This window comes from gamma proteobacterium symbiont of Lampromicra miyakona (assembly GCF_059730895.1).
Genome location: NZ_AP035933.1, coordinates 1 through 19,006, shown reverse-complemented (window position 1 = coordinate 19,006; position 19,006 = coordinate 1). Strand labels below are relative to the sequence as shown.

Here is a 19,006-nt window from a genome sequence, read left to right as displayed (position 1 = left end):
TCAGTGATGCTGCTTTTTCAATCAAAAGGCTTGATTGAATGTGTAAGTGTAGAACAGCGCATGAAGTCACCCGGGAGTATTAATATTATGTAACTCTATGAATTGTAAGCACCGTTTCGCTAAACGTCTTTTGTCTCCGCCTTCTTCCAGCCCCCCTGGCGCACCACACCGCTACGCTGACTTAGCCTTGTGCTGAATCCCGTAACAGCTATTGTCCTCAACCTCTGCCTGGTTTGAGTACCACATAAAAAAGCCCACTCCAGGGTGGGCTTAAGCGTACACACGGTGACCAGCGTCATGCAATTAATCAAATATACCGGAGGGGCAGAAATTGCCTTCCCATCCAACTATCTTAGCGCCTGGATCCAGATCTCTCACCGATACGCTATCCCCGCCAAATTCTGAGCCAGTGACGACGATATCGTAATCATGATTTGGCTGAGGAATGAATCTGGTGGAGACAGATCGTTCTGTATTTTGGTAGTAGCCCGGCTGAGTCCAGTAATGAATTATACTTATCAGTTGCCCCGGCTTGATAGTAAATTCATTTATGAAAGCCCCCTTATTGTTACTTGATTCTGGCATTCCGATTTTTTTATTTCCTGACACAGGAATACCGAGAATAGCCAGACCAGCTGTAACCCGGCGCTCTAAAACTTTTTTATAACAGCCACTCGGCTGTTTTTCGTAAAATTGCAGGGCTGTATTGCCCTCAGATGCAGCACGAACCCTGGCTGCATCTGAACCTTTATAGTCTTCCAGAGAAGGCCTAAACCCAGCCGAACATCCACTTAACAACGTTACTATTATTCCCGTAATGACCAGTTTTCCATACATGCGCATCTCCTTACGTTTCTGTCGCTCCTGTTTTTATCGGCCTGTGGGTGTGAAATCTTTAACAGATATTAAGCCAGCCATCCGGGGATAATCTGTTCCTGAGATACCTGCCTGACCCCTGAACAATGTCCGATCCTGGCACAAAGCGGCCCTCCCCTCTGCGAACTCCGCTATCAACAACACGCTGCCATCATAGCTAAAGCAAAGCATCAGGTGATTATTGAGACTTAACCTGTTAGTTTAAAACGATGAAAACTTGCTCAGCTCTGTCTTCCGCAATCATTATTATCACCTTGCACGTTCAGGTGGGATAACGTTTGCCATTTTCCCGCCGGTAAGGCGGGCCTTACCGGTAATCAACCAGTGAGGTCAGCCATGAACACCACCGATGTCGCATCACCTGAAAAAGCCACGCTTCACCTGTTATGTGGAAAAATTGCGTCGGGTAAATCTACGTTATCCGCAAAATTAGGCGCTGCACCACATACTCTCATTATCAGTGAGGATCGCTGGCTTGCAGCGCTCTATGCCGATGAAATGCACACGGTCGCGGATTACGTGCAGTATTCCTCTAAGCTCAGAAATGCCATGAAACCGCATCTGGTGTCATTACTTAACGCGGGGATGTCGGTAGTGCTGGATTTTCCGGCTAATACACCCGCCAGTCGTGAATGGATGATGAATATCATCAAAGCATCAGGGGCTGCTAACCAGATGCATTTCCTTAACGTCCCTGATGAGGTGTGTAAGAGCCGATTACGTGCCCGTAACGCAGCAGGCACCCACGATTTTGCCGCTTCAGATGAACAGTTTGAAATCATAAGCCGTTATTTCTCAGCGCCAGCGGCTGATGAAGGTTTCAATATTATTGAATACCGCTCTTAAGCTGCCGGGTTGCGGCTTATGAGGTGCTAGTTCCATGACGCAGCCGGGTTCTGCGCCATTAAAGGCGCCCGATAACGGCGCCGTTTACTCATCAAGGCTGGTTACCCCTCTCCCCTGCCGATTTGCCAGATGCCGGTTGGCGGGGTGCCGTTGACTTTCCAGTCACCGATGTCGCGCGCTTTGTAGATTACCGGGTTATGCGACGAGACGGTGCGCGCATTGCGCCAGTGACGATCCAGCGCTTTGCTGACGCGCGTATCCGACGCGCCAAGCGCATTAAACAATTCGGTGGCAGCACGCGGTACCAGCTCGCTGGCGATCACCTGCGCCTGTCCGGCCTCGGCTTCCGCAAGGTTGTTGATGGCGGCGATGGCCGCTTCATCGGCACTCACGTGCGCTTCATATGCTGATTGCAGTGAATGGGTAGCGCGAATCACCGTGGCTTCAACGGCAAATGCCAGACTGGTGATCTCGCCCACCACCTGCAGCACCTGCGCATCCTGCCGCGAGGCAGCTCCGTTGCCGTGACTGTAAACGCGGTTGCGTGCGGCAACGGCTGCCGCGCCGTCCCGGGCGACCGCGCGCGCAATGCCCGCCAGCGTCGCCAGCAACACGTGCTGGTAATACGCGGTCTGATAACGGAAGCGCGTGGCAAAATCATACACGTGCTGCGTCTCCACATGCGCGTGCTCGAAGCGCGTCGTGCCGCTGCCAGTCAGGCGCTGGCCAAATCCGTCCCAGTCATCTTCGCGCGTAACGCCCGGCTGATGCGTATTCACCAGCGCGATCACGTCACCCTGATTGTCATCGCGGCGCGCGTAAACATCTATCCAGTCGGCGAACAGCGCACCGGTGCTGTAAAACTTCTCGCCATTCAGCGTCCAGCCATTGGCGGCAGGCGTGACGCGGGTGATCACGTCGCCTAGCCTGACGTTGCCAATCTCCGTCCAGCCGCTGCCCACCAGCTCGCCATCAACAAAACGGCGAAACCACGCATCGCGCTCCACATTGTCCGGCTGGTTGAGCCGGTCCTCGACAAAAGCAAAGTGCGCGCGCAGCGCCTGCGGCAGGTTGGAATCCGCTTCCGCCAGCTCAGTCAACAGCTGAAACAGCTGCGGCAGCGAGGCGCCCCAGCCACCTTTTTGCTGTGGAATACGCACCGTGCCAAAGCCAGCCTCCTTCAGCCATTGCAGTGGTTCATAAGGCAAGGTACGCGTACGCTCGCGTTCCGCCGCGCCCGCCGCGATGCGGGCAAACAGCGGTCGGAAGTGCGCCGCCAGCGTGTCATAGTCAGTACCGGTAGAGAGAATGCTCATGTTTTACTCCTGAGGGGAAAGGTCGTCGATGTCGTGGCGGGTCGGTTCGTGACGCACCGCCAGCAGGAAAAAGATCGGAATGATGGCGGCCAGCGATACCACCCAGAACATGTTGGTGCCGAGCGCCGCCTGCAGAATCGGCAGAATGAACAGCGCCAGCGCACTGCCGATGCCCGACAGCGCACGGCTAAAGCCGACGCCGGTCGCGCGAATCGAGGTGGGATACGAGAGCGCCGGATAGACCATTAGCTGTGCGCCCGGCCCGAATCCTTCAGCGAACAGCCACAGGCCGAGCATCAGCACCGCGAATACGATGCCCACCAGCGCCTGCGGGTGGCCAATCAGTGCCAGCGCCACCAGCGCCAAAAACTGCAGCGCAAAGCCAGCGATCGCCACGTGGCGTGACGGATATTTCCACGCCAGACGCATCCCCAGCAGTCCGCCGGTGAAGGCAAACAGCGCGTTCAGCCCCAGCGAAGCTGAGATGGTCTCGAACACACCGGCACCAAGAAATTGCGCCAGTATCGACGGCAGGAAGAAGGCGATGGCGGTGTACTCAAACGAAATACAGATATTCATTACGCCGGCAACGATGGTGCGTTCACGCCACGGCTTCTGGAACAGTACGCGAAAACTCACCTTCGGCGCCGCCGCCGCGGGTGGCGTTTCTGGTTCTGCTTCGTGTGCATGAATACCGTACGAATCACGCAGGATACGCACCGCCGAGGTCAGATCACCCTGATTCGCGGCCCACAACGGTGATTCATTCATGAACTTACTGCGCACCGCGATGATCAACAGCGCAGGTACCGCGCCAAACAGCAGCGAGGCGCGCCATAGCCAGTCGAGATGCTCTTTAGGCAGCAGAAAATAGAGGCCAAAAATCAGCAGGAAACACACAGTGGAAGCCGCATACCACATCGGGCACCAGGCCGCGAGCCGTGCGGCTTTGTTGCCTTTGCCGGCAAATTTAGAGAATTCCGCCAGATAAGACATCGCCACCGGCAGATCGATGCCCACGCCAATGCCCATCAGGAAACGCGCGCCAATCAGCACCCAGACGTTGGGTGCTAAGCCCGCCGCAATCGCCGATACGACAAAAAACAGCATGTCGGCCATGAACACCGAATAGCGGCCGTACTTATCCGTCAGCCAGCCACCAATCAGGTTGCCGACGATGGTGCCGACCATGATGGATGAGGTAACCAGCCCGGTGGTGAACGGCGATAGCTGGAACTCGCGCACCACGTCATCGATGCCGTACGACAGTGTGGTCAGGTCGTAGGCGTCGAGGAACACGCCACCCAACGCGAGAAACACAATCATGCGCGCATAGTTATTTTTGCTACTGCGGGTGTTGATCAGCCTTGCCACATCACTGACCGAACGTACCGGTTGAGAAGCCGGCAAGGTGTTTTCTAAAGGAAGAGTACTCATAACGCCTCACGTCTGTTTTTGTTGTGCAGGTGAGGTGGTTATAAGCGCTTTATGCAGGGAACCAAAGCAACAATATTTGCTATTAATTACAATATAATCAATAAGATAATAAATACACCAACACTAAAACCCGGACGCGCAATGCGGGTCCGGGTAGCGTATTCGGCAGCAAAGTTATTCAGCAGAAACCGGCACCAGCACGCCTTTGACCAGCGGGTCATCGGTGGTTTTTAGCCACTGCTGCACGCGCGGATCGGCAAATGCCTGTCTGAGTTTGACGATGTTCTCCTGCTCCAGGTAAGGCGTACCGATCACTAGCTGCGAGGCAAAGGTGCGCGGCGCGGGCGGGAACAGAATGCCTTTGTCACGCGGGACTTTACCGGCGTCAAACTGCGACACATAACCAATCGCTGCATCGACCGAATTAAGCGCCCGCGGCATGGTCAGCAGATCCAGCTCTTTAAACACGAAACCGTGCGGATTACCGACAATGTTTTTCAGTTTGGCGGTGCGCGGTTCTACCGTCGGATCGAGGGTGATCAATCCCTGACGCGCCAGCAGCCAGAGCGCCTGGCCCTGATTCGCCCCATCGTCAGGCACTACAATGGTTGCGCCCTGCGGTAAATCCGCCACCGAGCGGTAGCGATCGGAGTAAATACCAAAGGCCCACTGGAACAGAGGCAGGCTGGAAGTGAGCTGGAAGCCGTTAGCATCGACCACCTGCTTCAGCCACCACTGATGCTGATAGACCGTCGCAGCATACTGCCCTTCTGCTACCGCACGGTCCGCCTGCACCGGATCCTGCACACCGACCGCCTCCAGCTTCAGGCCGTAGTCCGGCGCGATATGCTCACCCACATAGTCGATCAGCTTCTGTTCCCCGGCCATTGCCGGCTCATAATGCACTTTCAGCGTGGTGCCAAACACCACCGCCTGCGGCTGCTGGCTGCGCCAGAACCAGCCAGCGGCGGCCAGCAAAATGACCACTATAATCAGCAGCAGCCACGGCCAGCGGCGTGTTTTACGTAACTCAAATTCTTGTGTTGTCATAACGATGTCCCCTGAGGATGGCGCAAGGCCGCAACCAGCCGGTCGCCGAAAAATTGAATGGTCTGAATCAGTGCAATTAACACTATGATGGTGGCGATCATGATGTGGTTATCGAACCGCTGATAGCCATACACCACCGCCAGGTAGCCAATACCGCCAGCGCCAATGGTGCCGGCGATGGCCGAGTACTCAATCATGGAGATCAGGTTGAGCGTGATGGCTGCGACAATCGCCGGCAGCGCTTCACTCAGCTGGGCGGAGCGGATGATCTGCCAGCGCGAACCGCCGCACACCAGCCCCACGGCAGTAACTTCACCAGGCAGCTCGCGTAATGCGTTGTCGACCAGGCGGCCAAAGAAAGGAATTCCGGCAGCGATCATCGGTACCACCGCCGCCGGAATGCCGATGGTAGTGCCGGTGAGCCAGAAGGTAAACGGAATGATGGCCGCCATCAGCACCAGAAACGGTAACGAGCGCCCCATATTGACGATCCAGCTCAGCACCCGATGCACACCGCGCTGCGGAAACAGTCCGCGCGGCGAGGTGTTAAACAGCACCACGCCGACCACACCACCGAGGCTCACCACAAACAGCATCACGATGCCGACCATCAGCGCGGTTTCACCCAGCGCCGGCAGCATCAGTGCCGGAATTTCAGGCCAGAGCGTGTCCTGGCTTATCACGGATACGCTCATACCGCCTCCCGTAACGGCGGCACGCTGACAGCAACGCTGGCCGCCAGGCCATACTGTTCCAGCTGCGTCAGCAACCGTGCCAGCGGCACCTGCTCCTGCTGAAAATGAATGCCCACCTGCAACCGTCCGGCCTGGATGCCATTGACCCGCTCGACATGCGCCCCCAGCAGATCCACTTTTAAAGCGAACTGCTGGCTGATGCGCGAAATCCAGTCGCTGGCCACCGCGACATCGGTACGGTAGCTAAGCTGCAGCACCAGTCCGGCATCACTGACTTGTGCCGTCAGCGGCAGCAGCCGCTGGCCGAGCGCGCTGTCCGGCTGTGCCAGCAGCGCACTGACGGTGCCATACTGCACTATCTCTCCATCGCGAATCTCGGCAACCGCATCCGCCGCCTGACGTACGGCATCCATTTCGTGGGTGATCAGCACGATTGCCAGCCGGTAGTCGTCACGCATTTTTTTCAGCAGCTCAAGGATGGTGGCCGTCGCTTCCGGATCGAGACCGGAGGTGGCTTCGTCGGCCAGCAGTACAGACGGACGCAGCGCCAGCGCGCGGGCAATACCGATGCGCTGCCGCTGCCCACCGGAGAGCTGGGCGGGAAAGGCGCTGGCTTTGTGGCTCAGCCCGACACTCTCCAGCAGCTCGCCGACGCGGGCGCGGATATCGCGCTCGACCACGCCAAGATAGCGCAGCGGCAGCGCGATATTTTCCCAGGCACTTTTACGCTGCAGCAGCGCGGAAGACTGAAATACCGTGCCGATAGCGCGACGCGCGCGGCGCAGCGCTTCGCCATCCAGCCGGGATAAATCGCTGCCGTTAACCCGGATGCTGCCGCCGCTCGGCTGCTCCAGCAGGCTGATGCATTTCGCCAGCGTAGATTTTCCGGCACCGCTCGGTCCGACCACCGCGGTGATGCTGGCTTCCGGCACCTGCAGCGTGATGTTTTTCAGCACGTCGGTGACACGACCGTCCGGCGCACGGTAGTGCTTACTCAGGCGCTCGATTTCGATCATATGACCTCCTGCTGCTGCGCGCTGCGTACGCGATAGCCAGCACCCGGATGCGGCGCACTGAGCTGCGGCCCGGCGGAAAACAGCTTCTCGCGTAGCGTGCCCGCGGCGTAATCCTGTTTGTAAACGCCGCGTTTTTGCAGCTCCGGAATCAGCAGCTCGACCACATCCTCAAAGGTTTCATGGGTCAGCGCATACGCCAGGTTGAAACCATCCACGTCGGTCTCCTCTACCCAGCTCTGCAGTTCATCCGCCACCGTTGCCGCACTGCCCACCAGCAGCGGGCCAAAACCGCCGATGCCCACCCAGTCGGCCAGCGCTTTCACCGTCCATTGACGATCGGGATCGGCAGTAGAGAAAGTTTCAACCGCTGACTGAATGGCGTTGGTGTGCAGGTATTTCAGCACCTGGTCCGGCTGATATTGTCCAAAGTCGATGCCGGTCCAGCCAGAAACCAGCGCCAGCGCGCCTTCGTAGCTGACCCAGTTTTTATACTCCTGCCACTTCGCCTGCGCCGCCCGATCGGTTTCACCGACAATCACCGTCTGCAGGTTGAAGATCAAAATACTGCGCGGATCACGACCGGCTTCAGCTGCACGACGCCGGATGTCGGCCACGGTTTTCTTTAACAGCACTTTGGACGGCGCGGCGACAAACACACATTCTGCGTGCTCAGCGGCAAACTGTTTGCCGCGGCTCGATGCACCAGCCTGATACAGCACCGGCGTGCGCTGCGGCGAGGGTTCACACAGATGGATGCCCGGTACGTTAAAGAACGTACCCTGATGGTTAATCGGATGGATTTTGCTGGGATCGCTGAAAATGCGACGCTGACGATCGCGCAGCACCGCATCCTGCTCCCAGCTGCCTTCCAGCAGTTTATAGACCACCTGCAGGTACTCATCGGCATAGTCATACCGGCTGTCATGATCGGTTTGCGCTTTATGACCAATGTTGCGCGCGCCGCTCTCCAGATAGGAGGTGACGATGTTCCAGCCAATGCGGCCTTTGGTCAGATGGTCCAGCGTCGACAAACGGCGCGCGAACGGATAAGGATGCTCAAACGACAGCGAGGCGGTTAAGCCGAAACCGAGGTGCTCTGTGACCAGCGCCATCGGCGTAATCAATGCCAGTGGATCGTTCACCGGCACCTGAGTGGCCTGGCGTATCGCCGCGTCACCGTTGCCGTTCAGCACATCGTAAATGCCGAGCACATCGGCAATGAACAGACCGTCAAACTTGCCGCGCTCCAGCAGGCGCGCCAAATCTACCCAATATTCCAGATCTTTATACTGCCAGGAGCGGTCACGGGGATGGGCCCAGAGTCCGGGCGACTGGTGACCGACACAGTTCATATCAAAAGCATTCAGGCGTATTTCGCGTTGCGATGGCATAGCAATCTCCATAGCGAGGCCGTGATCGTGCAGCGACCCGGCGTTCGTCAGTTAATTTTCAGGATGTTGAGTGTTCAGGAGGCGGAAGGGGGACATCGCTCAGCGTGAGCGACAGGCAATACCTTAAGAATTTCATCCGCTACGGCGGCCGCGTGATCGGCCACCTGCGGCAACCCCATCAGCTCGCCAAATCGGGCGCGCGCCGCCGGGCCCACGACAAACAGGCGTGCGTTGGGCTGGCCGTGCCGGTTGAAGGTGCGCGAGTGGTGATCCACATCAATGCCGAAGCCGAGCGCATCGGCGCGGATCAGGCCCTGCTCGCTGAGCGATTGCAGCAGCGGCTGGCTGGTCGTCAGCGCTTCATGTCCCGGTCCGGTCGTGACAATCAGTTTATCCAGTACATGGTTTTGCCGGGTGCCATCGCGCTGACGCAGGGTGATTTCCAGCTGCTGCGGGTGAGCGTGAATCGCCACGAGGCGAGCCGCCAATACCTGCAGACTACCCTGCTGCTGTCGCCGGGCGATGACGGCGGCGACCTGTGGGGCAATGCGATAGCGATGCACATCCCACCATGAACGCAGATGACGCGCAAAGCGTCGCTGTTCAGGCAGCGGAAGTGACTGCCAGATGGCTTGCCCCTGCACACGCACCTCATCAAGCACACGCTGCCACGGCAGCTGCTGCGCGGCGGCGCGAGCGACTTCATCACGAATATGCCGCAGCCAGTGACGCGCGCTGGGCTGAGGTTGCGCGGCCAGCGTCCACTCCGGCCATTCGCCGCTGAGATTGGCGCGTGACAGTTGTCCGCGCCGTGAGAACGCCAGCAGCGGCCCCTGATGCTGACGCGTCGCCAGCGAAGCCACCACATCAGCCATGCTCAGGCCGGTGCCGACAATCGCCACCGATGCGTCAGGCTCAACGTTATCCAGCACGCCTGGCTGCCACGGGTTGGCAATCAGCGCCGGATGGTCGGCAAACGGTTGTAGCATGCGTGGCAGCGACGGCGGTGGATGGCTGATCGCCAGCGCCAGGATGTCGCCAGTCAGGGTTTCACCGTTACTCAACAGCAGTTGTTGCCCTTCCCACGCCAGCGCACGCGCCTGGACGTGACGCAGAGTGACATGCGGATGCGCCTCAGCAGCGGCGGCAAACTGCTGCGCCAGGTAGCGGCCAAACAGCGCGCGCTGCGGATACACCGCGCCATCGGCACAGTGTGCTGCTGAATCCAGTGAACATTCCGGTTGCTGACGATACCAGCGATCAAAGGCGCCCTGCTCTTCTCCGTTGAGCTGCATACGCGCAGCCGGCACGTTGATGCGGTGTGCCGGTTCCGGCGTGGAATAGGCAACACCGGCGCCGAGGCTGGCGCGCGGTTCGACCACTGTAATCAGCAGCGGCGCGAGCGACGTGCGGGCAAGGTGAATTGCCAGCGCTGTGCCGCTGAAGCCCCCGCCGACAATAATGATGTGCGCTGTTGCCATCGCCTTCTCCTGCATCAGCTGGCGCTCGTCTGTTTCGCCGATGGGCGCTTATCGCCGCCGATGGTTTCACCAAACGGGCCAGTGTTAATGGTACGGGCGCGCTGCTGCTGACCGTGGGCCAGCGGTAACAGCGGCAGCAGCAATTCAGCCACGCGATGCGCCTCTTCCAGATGCGGATAGCCCGAAAGAATGAAGTTATTCACGCCGAGCGCCTGATATTCCCGAATGCGTTCAGCGACCTGCTGCGGGCTGCCCACCAGCGCGGTGCCGGCACCGCCGCGCACCAGTCCGACGCCTGCCCACAGATTCGGCGCAATGTAGAGGTTATCACGCGAACCGTTGTGCAGCGCACTCATGCGCGCCTGACCGGCGGAATCCATGCGGGCAAAAATCTTCTGCGCCTGAGCGATGGTGTCGTCATCCAGATGGGCAATCAGTTTATCCGCCGCCGCTCGGGCTTCTTCTTCGGTTTCACGCACAATCACATGCAGGCGGATACCGTATTCGAGTTTCCGGCCGCGTGACTCAGCGCGCTCACGCACGACCGCCAGTTTTTCTGCTACCTGCGCCGGTGGCTCGCCCCAGGTGAGATAGGTGTCAATCTGCTGCGCCGCCACGTCGATCGCTGCCTCCGATGAGCCACCAAAGTAGAGCGGTGGACCGTTTTCCTGCACCGGTGGAAACAGCACCTCAGCGCCTTCAACCTGAATATGCTCGCCCTGATAATCCACTTTTTCGCCGCGCATCAGCTGGCTATACACATCCAGAAACTCGCGAGTCACTTCATAACGTTCACTGTGGTTGAGGAAGATGCCGTCGCCTTTGTTCTCCACCGGATCGCCGCCGGTGACCACGTTAATCAGCAGACGGCCTTCCGACAGACGATCCAGCGTGGTGGCCATGCGCGCTGCCAGCGTGGGTGGCTGCAATCCCGGACGGACGGCGACCAGATAGCGCAGCCGGCGCGTCATGGGTGCCAGCGCGGAAGCCACCAGCCAGGAATCCTCACAGCTTTTCCCTGTCGGAATGAGGACGCCGTAAAAGCCCAGATTGTCGGCGGCCAGCGCGACCTGCTGTAAATAGGCTAAATCAACCGGGCGTCCGCCTTCTGTGGTACCCAGGTAACGGCCATCGCCGTGCGTCGGCAGGAACCAGAAGACATTTATGCTCTCGTGCGCAGAATCGGCCATTATGCTTATCCTATATAACTTTATGAGAAAACGTTCATTAATTACTTTCTATTTGGTTATATAGGCGTAAGCGAAAAGCATGCCAGGTTTTATCGAAACAGAGATTGTGCATTTTCAGTCAGTTAGGTCATCATAGCCCGTCATGTCTGTTGCAATTGCAACGCAACGCCAACAGCATTTGCTGCATATGCAACTGCTTATGCTTTTTTCCTGCTGTTCATTGCCACTTGCCGGGTTTAGCGTGATGGCAGACCTTTACAGGAGCCATCTCATGCTGACACCTTACAATCAACCGGATTCACCTCGCCTGGTCGACCCGGCATCGCTGGCTTTCCAGTCGCTGCTGGATAAATTCGCACCCACCGACGCCACGGTACTGATTGTGGGCGAAACCGGCACCGGCAAAGAGGTGGTCGCGCGGTATCTGCATCACCACAGTCCACGCCGGCATGCCCCGTTTCTGGCCGTCAACTGCGGCGCCCTGACGGAAAGCCTGGCAGAAGCTGAATTGTTTGGACATGAGAAAGGTGCCTTCACCGGCGCGACTCAGGCGCACCCTGGCTGGTTTGAAGCGGCGCAGGGCGGCACGCTGCTGCTGGATGAGATCGGCGAACTGAGCCTGCCGCTGCAGGTTAAACTGCTGCGCGTCCTTCAGGAGCGTGAGATCACACGCGTCGGTTCACGCAAGGCCATTAAAATAGACGTGCGCGTTATCGCCGCAACCCATGTCGATCTGGCGCAGGCAATTCGCGAACGGCGTTTTCGTGGAGATCTGTTTTATCGCCTGAACATCGCCGTTGTTCCCCTGCCACCGCTGCGCCAGCGTCGCGAGGACATCCCGCTGCTGGCACAGCATTTCCTCTCCCTGTACGCACGCCGCCTTGGCCGTCCGGCGCGTCGCCTGTCGCCTGACGCGCTGGAAGCGCTGCGCGATTACAGCTGGCCCGGCAATATTCGTGAGCTGGAGAATACGCTGCACAATGCGGTGCTGCTCAGTCGCGATGAGACATTGACACCGACGCAACTGCGGCTGGCAGGTTACAGTGAACGCGCATACAGCGAAACGGACGATTCGACACTGGATAGCTTCCTGCGCCAGCAGATTACGCGCGAACCGCAACAGCTGTTTGATCGGGTGATTCAGAGTCTGATCAGTAATGCACTGGAAATAGCGGACAACAATCAGACTCAGGCCGCCACGCTGCTGGGCATTAGCCGGCACACGCTGCGCACGCATCTGGCACAGATGGGCGTCATAAAAGGGCGGCGTAAGTCTGCCGTCATGGCCTTCGCGCACGCCAGCGGGGCCGCGCGCCCTGAACGCGAGTTGCGCATCGGCTTTCAGAAATTTGGCAATCTTGGCGTGTTGAAAGCGCGCCAGACGCTGGAACAGTGCTTCAACCAGCAAGGTATCAGCGTGGTGTGGAGCGAGTTTCCTGCCGGTCCGCAACTGTTGTATGCGCTGCAGAATAATGAGATTGATTTTGGTACCACCGGTGAAGTGCCGCCCATCTTCGCTCAGGCCAGCGGTAACGCCGTGACTTATATCGCCTGGGAGCCACCCGCACCGGGCAGCGTCGGGATTGTGGTGCCACGCGACAGTACTATCCACAGCCTGGCAGATTTGCGGGGTAAGCGTATCTCGGTCAATAAAGGATCGAATGTTCACTGGCTGCTGTTGCAGCTGCTTGAGGAAGCCGGCATCGGTCTGGATGAAATTAAAGTGGTGTACACGCCGCCGAAATATCCGCTCACAGCCAGCGATTATCTGGCCGTCGATGCCTGGATGATGTGGGATCCGCTGCTGAGTGCCGCAGAAAGTAACGCCGATTTGCGCGTACTGGAGAAGGGCGAAGGCCGGGTGCGCAACCACCAGTTTTATCTGGCGCGCCATGATTATGTGCAGCAGCATGACGATATTGTGCAGCAGCTGGTAATGAGCCTGCAGCAAACCGGGACCTTTATCGATAATCATCGCCATGAAGCCGCCACTATGCTGGCGCAGGAACTGGGGCTGGAGTTCGCAGCCGTGGAACGTGCCTTATCCCGTCGCAGCCACCAGACCCGGGCCATGGCTTTCCACGTCATCAAAGAACAGCAAACTATCGCTGACCGCTTTTATGCGCTCGGTTTGATTCATAAACCGGTGCGCGTGCGCGATGCCGTGTGGCAGTCGCCCAGCCAGACGGCGCTTATGGCATAGCGGCTACAGTAAAAGTTATCCACGTTTTCTGTGGATAACACATTGAATATCGTCTGGCTAAATCCTGTTTTTACTCACGGCAGCATGAGGATTTACTGTGAAATTCGGGCGATTTCAGCCTGAAATCCTGCAGATAAAAAACCTTTTTTCAAACGGTTAGGGGTGAAATCGCCATGGCGAACGTCGCCTGATTCCGGCAGATTTGGTTAAGGATTCCTCCTGCTGCTTTCACTGTTGCTTTCGCATCCAGCAAAGCTGGCCATCATCAAAGCTTCAACCAGCGATGGCGCGGTTTCTCCGTATAATATTGAGGGATTGGCGATTTCAGCCTGAAATTCCGGCTAAGGTTGATTTGATTTCATGCACTTAGCGCTGAAATCACGCTGGCGAAGGATGAAATTTTGGGGGGGAATCAGGTGGGTGAGGTAACAATCTGTAGCGGCACGGTACAGGATGTACGGGATTGTGCTGCTACAGATTGCTTATCATCAGAGGTGAAGCGCTATTACTGATTGAGATACTTATTCAGCGTCTCGGTGATAACGCGATCCAGCACTTCCTGTAACTCTCTGGACTGACGGTTAAACTCGTAGCTAAACATGCGTCCGCGCGTTTTCTTGCGGGCGTAACGGTCTTTATCCGCGAAGGTCCACAGCGGTGTCGCCACCACTTTATCTTTAGCCGGTGCCTGCACCAGCGTCTGGCTGCCGTTACGGACCAGCCGCAGGATGCCATTCTTGACTTCATCTTCCGCCAGGCCTTCACGCGCACAGACGCTGTCCACATCCATGCCGATGGTTTCAATCAGAGCGTCTACCGTCTGACCGGTTTCCTGCAGTTTTTCGTAGGCCTGCAACAGCGTTTTGTAGTCAGGATAGGTCAACTCTGAATGGTTCGGGAACAGGGTGACCAGTTCCAGCGGCACACTGGCAGCCTGCAGCGCGCGGGTTACTTTTGCCTGAGACAGCCCTTCACTCTGCGCAATCTCTTTTTGCGACAGGCCGCTGTCTTTCAGTGACAGCAAACGCATGCCGACTTCACGCAGATTATGCTCACGCGCGGTCTGGATATCCTGCGCCAGACGACGGGCTTCTTCGGCAGAGATGGCAACGTCGGTAACCAGCACATCCAGCCCGGTTTTACAGTGCAGCGCGGCCGCCCGACGACGCGAACCATCGAGGATTTCAATCCGATCGCCACGCTTCACGCCGATGGCCGGGAAGAACTGCTGCAGTTTAATGGTACGGATGATATCGCGCAGTGACTCTGGCGTGAGACCGGACTGGTCACGGCCGTTGGTTTCCATCACCACGTACGTACGTTCTTCTATCTCTTTAGCCGTGATGTGTTCCAGGGTGAACAGGGCGCGTTTACCGGTGGAAAGGATAAACGTCTGAGAGTGGCCATCCTCGCTGGGTTCATTTTGTAACGGGCTCTGGCTGAAGGTGCGGCCAATAGTGATTCTTTTTGCGCTCATAATAACCTCAGTTCAGGCGGATAAATTCAATACGATCAAAGACGGCTTTGGCAAAGTCTTCTGCCGCCGAACGCGCGTTTTTCAGGGCTTCGCTGCTGCCGACATAGGTAGATGGGTTAGCGGAGATAACCGTATCGAACGATTCACCGCAGCGTTCAAAGCCATCCAGCCGAGGCAGCGCCGCATCCAGCATATCGCCGCCAAATATCTCTTTCGCCAGGCTGTGACACATCTTGTGGTCCGCTTTATTCGACAGCTTGGACATAAAGCCAATGTTACCCTGCAACCGGCAGGTGGCTCCCGACTCTTCGATGATGTCGATAAGCTCGGGCAGGCGCGTCAGATACTTCAGCGTGGAGTGGAAATCAACCTGTGCCGGCGGCACCGGCGTCATCAGCAAATCGGAAGCGGCAATGGCGTTTTTCAGAAAGGCATCCAGATGTGGGCCGCTGTCAATAAAGATGAAGTCGTAATCTTTTTTCAGCTTAGCCACCACGTTTTCATACAGCACCGCATGCACGTTTTGCTGCGGCAGATGCTCCGCACACAGCTCTTCCCAGCGTGAGGCAATGAAAGCGTCATCGATAGAGGCAGGCAGTACGTCAACGCCTGGAATAATCGACGGCACAATAAATTCGCTTTTCAGCTCGTCGCGGCTGACGTTTTGCAGCATCGCCTGAGCTGCGGTGGCTTCAACCAAACCGACCGAACGTTCATGATTCAGGAACATGGTGGCCGAAGACTGAGGATCGAGATCGATAACCAGGATGCGTAAATCTTCGAACAGCAGGTGCGGATGCGCGCGCAGCGCGTGCGCCAGCGATACCGTGGAAACGGTTTTAGACACGCCGCCTTTCAGGTTACCGACAAACAGCGTAAACGCTTCAGGATGGCGATCGCGGTATTTCGGGACGCCGCGATGATGGTAAATGTCGATAATATTTTGGATCGACATCGCGTATTTGGTAGAACTACCGGCCGCGCGCTTATCAAACGGATAGCCGTTTTCTTCCATCTCGTTCACCGCGTAATCGACACTGGCGCGCGTCAGCTTAGGCAACTTGGCTAACGCCGCTTTGGCATAAACCTGGTAAAAAGTATTCTCGTGCAACTCTTCTTTTTGCGCCTGAATCTGCTCCGTCAGGCTCATCAGCATTCTTTCTGAGCGTTGAGCGACTTTCAGAACCTGCTTCTCATCGTTAGCCATACTTGCTCCACACATGTAGGATTTATGACTTTATACCGAAATCCTGCACATGAGGCAAATCTATCTCATCTGTTCATCATCGGCTCGCGTTGTAAAAAGACCTTTTGCAAGAGAGGTTTAAACGGCACGTTCACTGGAGTCAGTAATGCGAGCTGGTTGATTACCCATCAATTGATGAAAATGTGATCGGTGTAAGGGCGGCACTCTGCCACTGTTCACTGTAATCAGTAACCGACATGTGTGGCAGAAGCGGGCGATGAAGGTGAAATACTGCGCGCCGTTACCTGACAGAGCAGCCCGCACGTTCACTGTAATCAGCGGGTGGCGAAAAGGAATGAACTACGTTCACTGTACTCGGCAGAACATTCACTGCAATCAGTAACCCTGCCGTAAGATTCACTGTAATCAGTAATTCTTAGCGCAGGGACAGTGCTACCGGCGCCAGGGTGAGCCAGTGCGCAAAAGTAAATGTTAACTGTAGTCAGTGGTTCCGCGCATCATCCGCTCACGCAATGGTCAGGATTCACTGTAGTCAGCACAAGCCCACTACATTCTTCCCTCACTAACTGCCTGCAATGCACAGTGTGAGGGGGTGCAACCGGCCAGTGAGAAGGGGAGAAGCTGCACACGATGAGAATTACGCGGTGTGCGATTGCGGGTTGGCGAGCATTGCCTGCAGGAAGATTGGGCTGCGCCGCGGCGAGCGCCGTGCAGTGTCATGTTCAGGGCCGCCTTACTGGCGGCAATCTGCCAGCGCATCGATTGATGCAGGTATAAGATTCACTGTAATCAGTAAACTGCGACGTCGATGCCAGCGGCATTCACTGTAGTCAGTAAACTATGAACGCCTTTTCGTCAATGTTCACTGTAATCAGTAACGTGACCGTTATCAGATATTCATAACCTGATCGCTGCGGCGCATTCACTGTAGTCAGTAAAAGGAAAAGCGTGTTTAAGCCTGAACTGCTGACCTGCCTGACTGAGCATTCACTGTAATCAGTAAACCCGATCATCTTTATCACGCCAGTTCAAGGGAGGGTGGTGCGGACAGGAAAGGGAACTCAGCTAGCAACATTCACTGTAATCAGTAGCCGGGTTCGCGCGCGCTGCGCTTTGAAGCAGCAGTGCCTGACGAGCACGTTCACTGTAATCAGTGCATGCCCGCTACGCCTCAGCTTTGATAACGTTCACTGTAGTCAGTAGTTGGCTTTCCCTTCCATGCAGGCCAGTGCCTGCGGTGTGGGCAGGGGAGTGTTGAGAACGTTCACTGCAATCAGTAAAAGTCAGACGACCAAGAGAGCCGTTTCGTCATGAAATGACGTTCACTATAATCGGTAAACCGTCCCACGATTCACTGTAATCAGTGATAGTGACCAACCCTGTCACTTTTACTGGTTACTTTTACAGCATAATTACTGAATACAGTGAATGTATTGCAGTATATCGATTATTAACTTTAATTTTCAGTCAGATACGATAAAGCGTTCACTGTAATCAGTGAGCTCGTATGCTTACGTGTTCACTGTGGTCAGCAGAATCGCCCGGCAGACCAGACATTCACTGTAATCAGCCAGACGGTATCTGAAGGCACAGACAAGATGTCTGTCAACCCACCTGGTAAGTACCCACTATCAATAAAAGCGCTGTTCTGCATGAAAAGGAAGGTTTGACGATTTTTACGGAACAGGCGATACCGGCAGCGACCACTGATTACAGTGAATGCTACCGATTACAGTGAACAGATCAGGATGTGCTGATTACAGTGAATGAGGGGAAAGCGGCAGTGTCACTTTTAGGCTCAGTGACACTGCGGAAAGAGGGTGAACTGATTATAGTGAATGGATGAAGTCAGTCTTCGAAATCGAGATCTTCCAGCGAATCGATACTTTCCAGATTGCTGATGCCATCGAGTTTCGGCGTGCGACTGTGGATGATGAAAAACACCGAACGGCCGCGTTTCACTTCGGAATAGTCGAGGTAGCCAATCTCTTTCAGCTGCTCCATGGCGCGCCGCACCACATGGTTTTGCGTGGTGGTTTTTGAGCCGAGATTAAGACGCATGCGTAAGCGCGCCAGGGAGATAGGCGCCGGATTAGTGGGCAGGCTTTCCAGGTAAGTATACAGCGCCTGCGCCGACTCCTTACGCTTGAGGCGCGAGATAGCTCGCAGTTGCAGCAGCACCTTGTGGTCGAAGTTATACAGCTCAAACAGCTTAGGATCGGCCTGAATGCGCACCAGATCTTTCTCACGATCGTAGTAAGCCGACTGCACCAGGTGCGTGTGGTAGGCCTTACCATTCCCCTCAAACGACAGGGTATTGGTTGCGATGCGTCGCAGCGAGGCGTCAAGACGCTTACGCAGCGCCGCGGACGAGTTGGCTGAGGGAATACCGCACATCTTGACGAAGTCGATAAACGGCAGCGTGACGGTGTCGCCTTTCGACGGATAACGCGAGAAAGACTGAATGATGCCGGCCCAGGTTTTGAAATCATTATCCATATCCAGCCGTGCGCCAGTGATGGTAATCTTTTCATAACCTTCCGCTTTCACCAGCGACAGGTTTTTGAGCTCTTTGGTGGCATCGGTTGAAGCCATTGCGCCGGATTTTCCGCGCGCCGTTGACTTCAGGGTAGGAACAAACAGACCCAGGCGCATCAGTGCGACCGGTTGTACGGTGTTATTTTTATTCGGATGAAGCTGAATAACTTCACCACTGTTTTTCGTCACCGACAGAAAAGGTTCAAGTAACGCCTTGTTTTCACTCTCTTTATCTGCCATAGCCTGAGATCTTCATTCTGTGGATGAAAAGGATCGGTATCTG

At 56.3% G+C, this 19,006-nt stretch carries 14 protein-coding genes; 2 read left to right on the top strand and 12 right to left on the bottom strand.

The window, feature by feature from the left end:
- Window positions 1–303: 303 nt before the first annotated feature.
- Window positions 304–837, bottom strand: coding sequence for a hypothetical protein (locus AC6I8P_RS19555; protein WP_166710630.1), 534 nt, complete (start codon window positions 835–837; stop codon window positions 304–306).
- A 375-nt stretch (window positions 838–1,212) separates the two neighbouring features.
- Between AC6I8P_RS19555 and AC6I8P_RS19550 the strand changes: the two genes are divergently transcribed.
- On the top strand, window positions 1,213–1,722 hold the full coding sequence (locus AC6I8P_RS19550) for a P-loop nucleotide/nucleoside kinase family protein (protein WP_262264144.1): 510 nt from the start codon (window positions 1,213–1,215) through the stop codon (window positions 1,720–1,722).
- A gap of 101 nt (window positions 1,723–1,823) precedes the next feature.
- Here AC6I8P_RS19550 and AC6I8P_RS19545 read toward each other — a convergent pair whose 3' ends face one another.
- The 8 genes from AC6I8P_RS19545 to ssuD all read right to left on the bottom strand — a co-directional run bounded on the left by AC6I8P_RS19545 (window position 1,824) and on the right by ssuD (window position 11,298).
- Complete coding sequence (locus AC6I8P_RS19545) at window positions 1,824–3,038, bottom strand: acyl-CoA dehydrogenase family protein (protein ID WP_264444314.1); 1,215 nt, start codon at window positions 3,036–3,038, stop codon at window positions 1,824–1,826.
- Between the two features lie 3 nt (window positions 3,039–3,041).
- The gene (locus tag AC6I8P_RS19540) at window positions 3,042–4,475 is read right to left on the bottom strand and encodes an MFS transporter (protein WP_104187663.1); all 1,434 of its coding nucleotides are present in this window, start codon (window positions 4,473–4,475) and stop codon (window positions 3,042–3,044) included.
- 174 nt (window positions 4,476–4,649) lie between these two features.
- Window positions 4,650–5,525 (bottom strand): MetQ/NlpA family ABC transporter substrate-binding protein, encoded by an 876-nt coding sequence (locus AC6I8P_RS19535; RefSeq protein WP_058776163.1) that lies wholly within the window; start codon window positions 5,523–5,525, stop codon window positions 4,650–4,652.
- Window positions 5,522–6,220 (bottom strand): methionine ABC transporter permease, encoded by a 699-nt coding sequence (locus AC6I8P_RS19530; RefSeq protein ID WP_498031268.1) that lies wholly within the window; start codon window positions 6,218–6,220, stop codon window positions 5,522–5,524. Before AC6I8P_RS19530 ends, AC6I8P_RS19535 begins: the two co-directional genes overlap by 4 nt.
- A complete protein-coding gene (locus tag AC6I8P_RS19525; protein WP_498031267.1) occupies window positions 6,217–7,236 on the bottom strand; it encodes a methionine ABC transporter ATP-binding protein in 1,020 nt (339 codons plus the stop codon). Before AC6I8P_RS19525 ends, AC6I8P_RS19530 begins: the two co-directional genes overlap by 4 nt.
- Complete coding sequence (locus AC6I8P_RS19520; protein WP_498031266.1) at window positions 7,233–8,627, bottom strand: LLM class flavin-dependent oxidoreductase; 1,395 nt, start codon at window positions 8,625–8,627, stop codon at window positions 7,233–7,235. The genes AC6I8P_RS19525 and AC6I8P_RS19520 overlap by 4 nt, the downstream gene beginning before the upstream one ends.
- A 74-nt stretch (window positions 8,628–8,701) precedes the next feature.
- Window positions 8,702–10,108, bottom strand: a complete 1,407-nt coding sequence (locus AC6I8P_RS19515; RefSeq protein ID WP_421039615.1) for an FAD/NAD(P)-binding protein — start codon at window positions 10,106–10,108, stop codon at window positions 8,702–8,704.
- A gap of 14 nt (window positions 10,109–10,122) precedes the next feature.
- Window positions 10,123–11,298 carry an FMNH2-dependent alkanesulfonate monooxygenase gene (ssuD, locus tag AC6I8P_RS19510; protein ID WP_498031265.1) on the bottom strand — a complete coding sequence of 392 codons (1,176 nt, stop codon included), beginning with the start codon at window positions 11,296–11,298 and terminating at the stop codon, window positions 10,123–10,125.
- A gap of 271 nt (window positions 11,299–11,569) precedes the next feature.
- Here ssuD and AC6I8P_RS19505 point away from each other — a divergent pair, with 271 nt between their 5' ends.
- Window positions 11,570–13,501, top strand: coding sequence for a sigma-54-dependent Fis family transcriptional regulator (locus tag AC6I8P_RS19505; RefSeq protein ID WP_498031264.1), 1,932 nt, complete (start codon window positions 11,570–11,572; stop codon window positions 13,499–13,501).
- Window positions 13,502–14,006: 505 nt separating this feature from the next.
- Here the strand turns inward: AC6I8P_RS19505 and AC6I8P_RS19500 are convergent.
- The 3 genes from AC6I8P_RS19500 to AC6I8P_RS19490 all read right to left on the bottom strand — a co-directional run bounded on the left by AC6I8P_RS19500 (window position 14,007) and on the right by AC6I8P_RS19490 (window position 18,963).
- Complete coding sequence (locus AC6I8P_RS19500; protein ID WP_498031263.1) at window positions 14,007–14,978, bottom strand: ParB family protein; 972 nt, start codon at window positions 14,976–14,978, stop codon at window positions 14,007–14,009.
- A 7-nt stretch (window positions 14,979–14,985) separates the two neighbouring features.
- On the bottom strand, window positions 14,986–16,185 hold the full coding sequence (locus tag AC6I8P_RS19495; protein ID WP_058770419.1) for an AAA family ATPase: 1,200 nt from the start codon (window positions 16,183–16,185) through the stop codon (window positions 14,986–14,988).
- A 1,848-nt stretch (window positions 16,186–18,033) separates the two neighbouring features.
- Window positions 18,034–18,963, bottom strand: coding sequence for a RepB family plasmid replication initiator protein (locus AC6I8P_RS19490; protein ID WP_021508802.1), 930 nt, complete (start codon window positions 18,961–18,963; stop codon window positions 18,034–18,036).
- Window positions 18,964–19,006 lie beyond the last annotated feature (43 nt).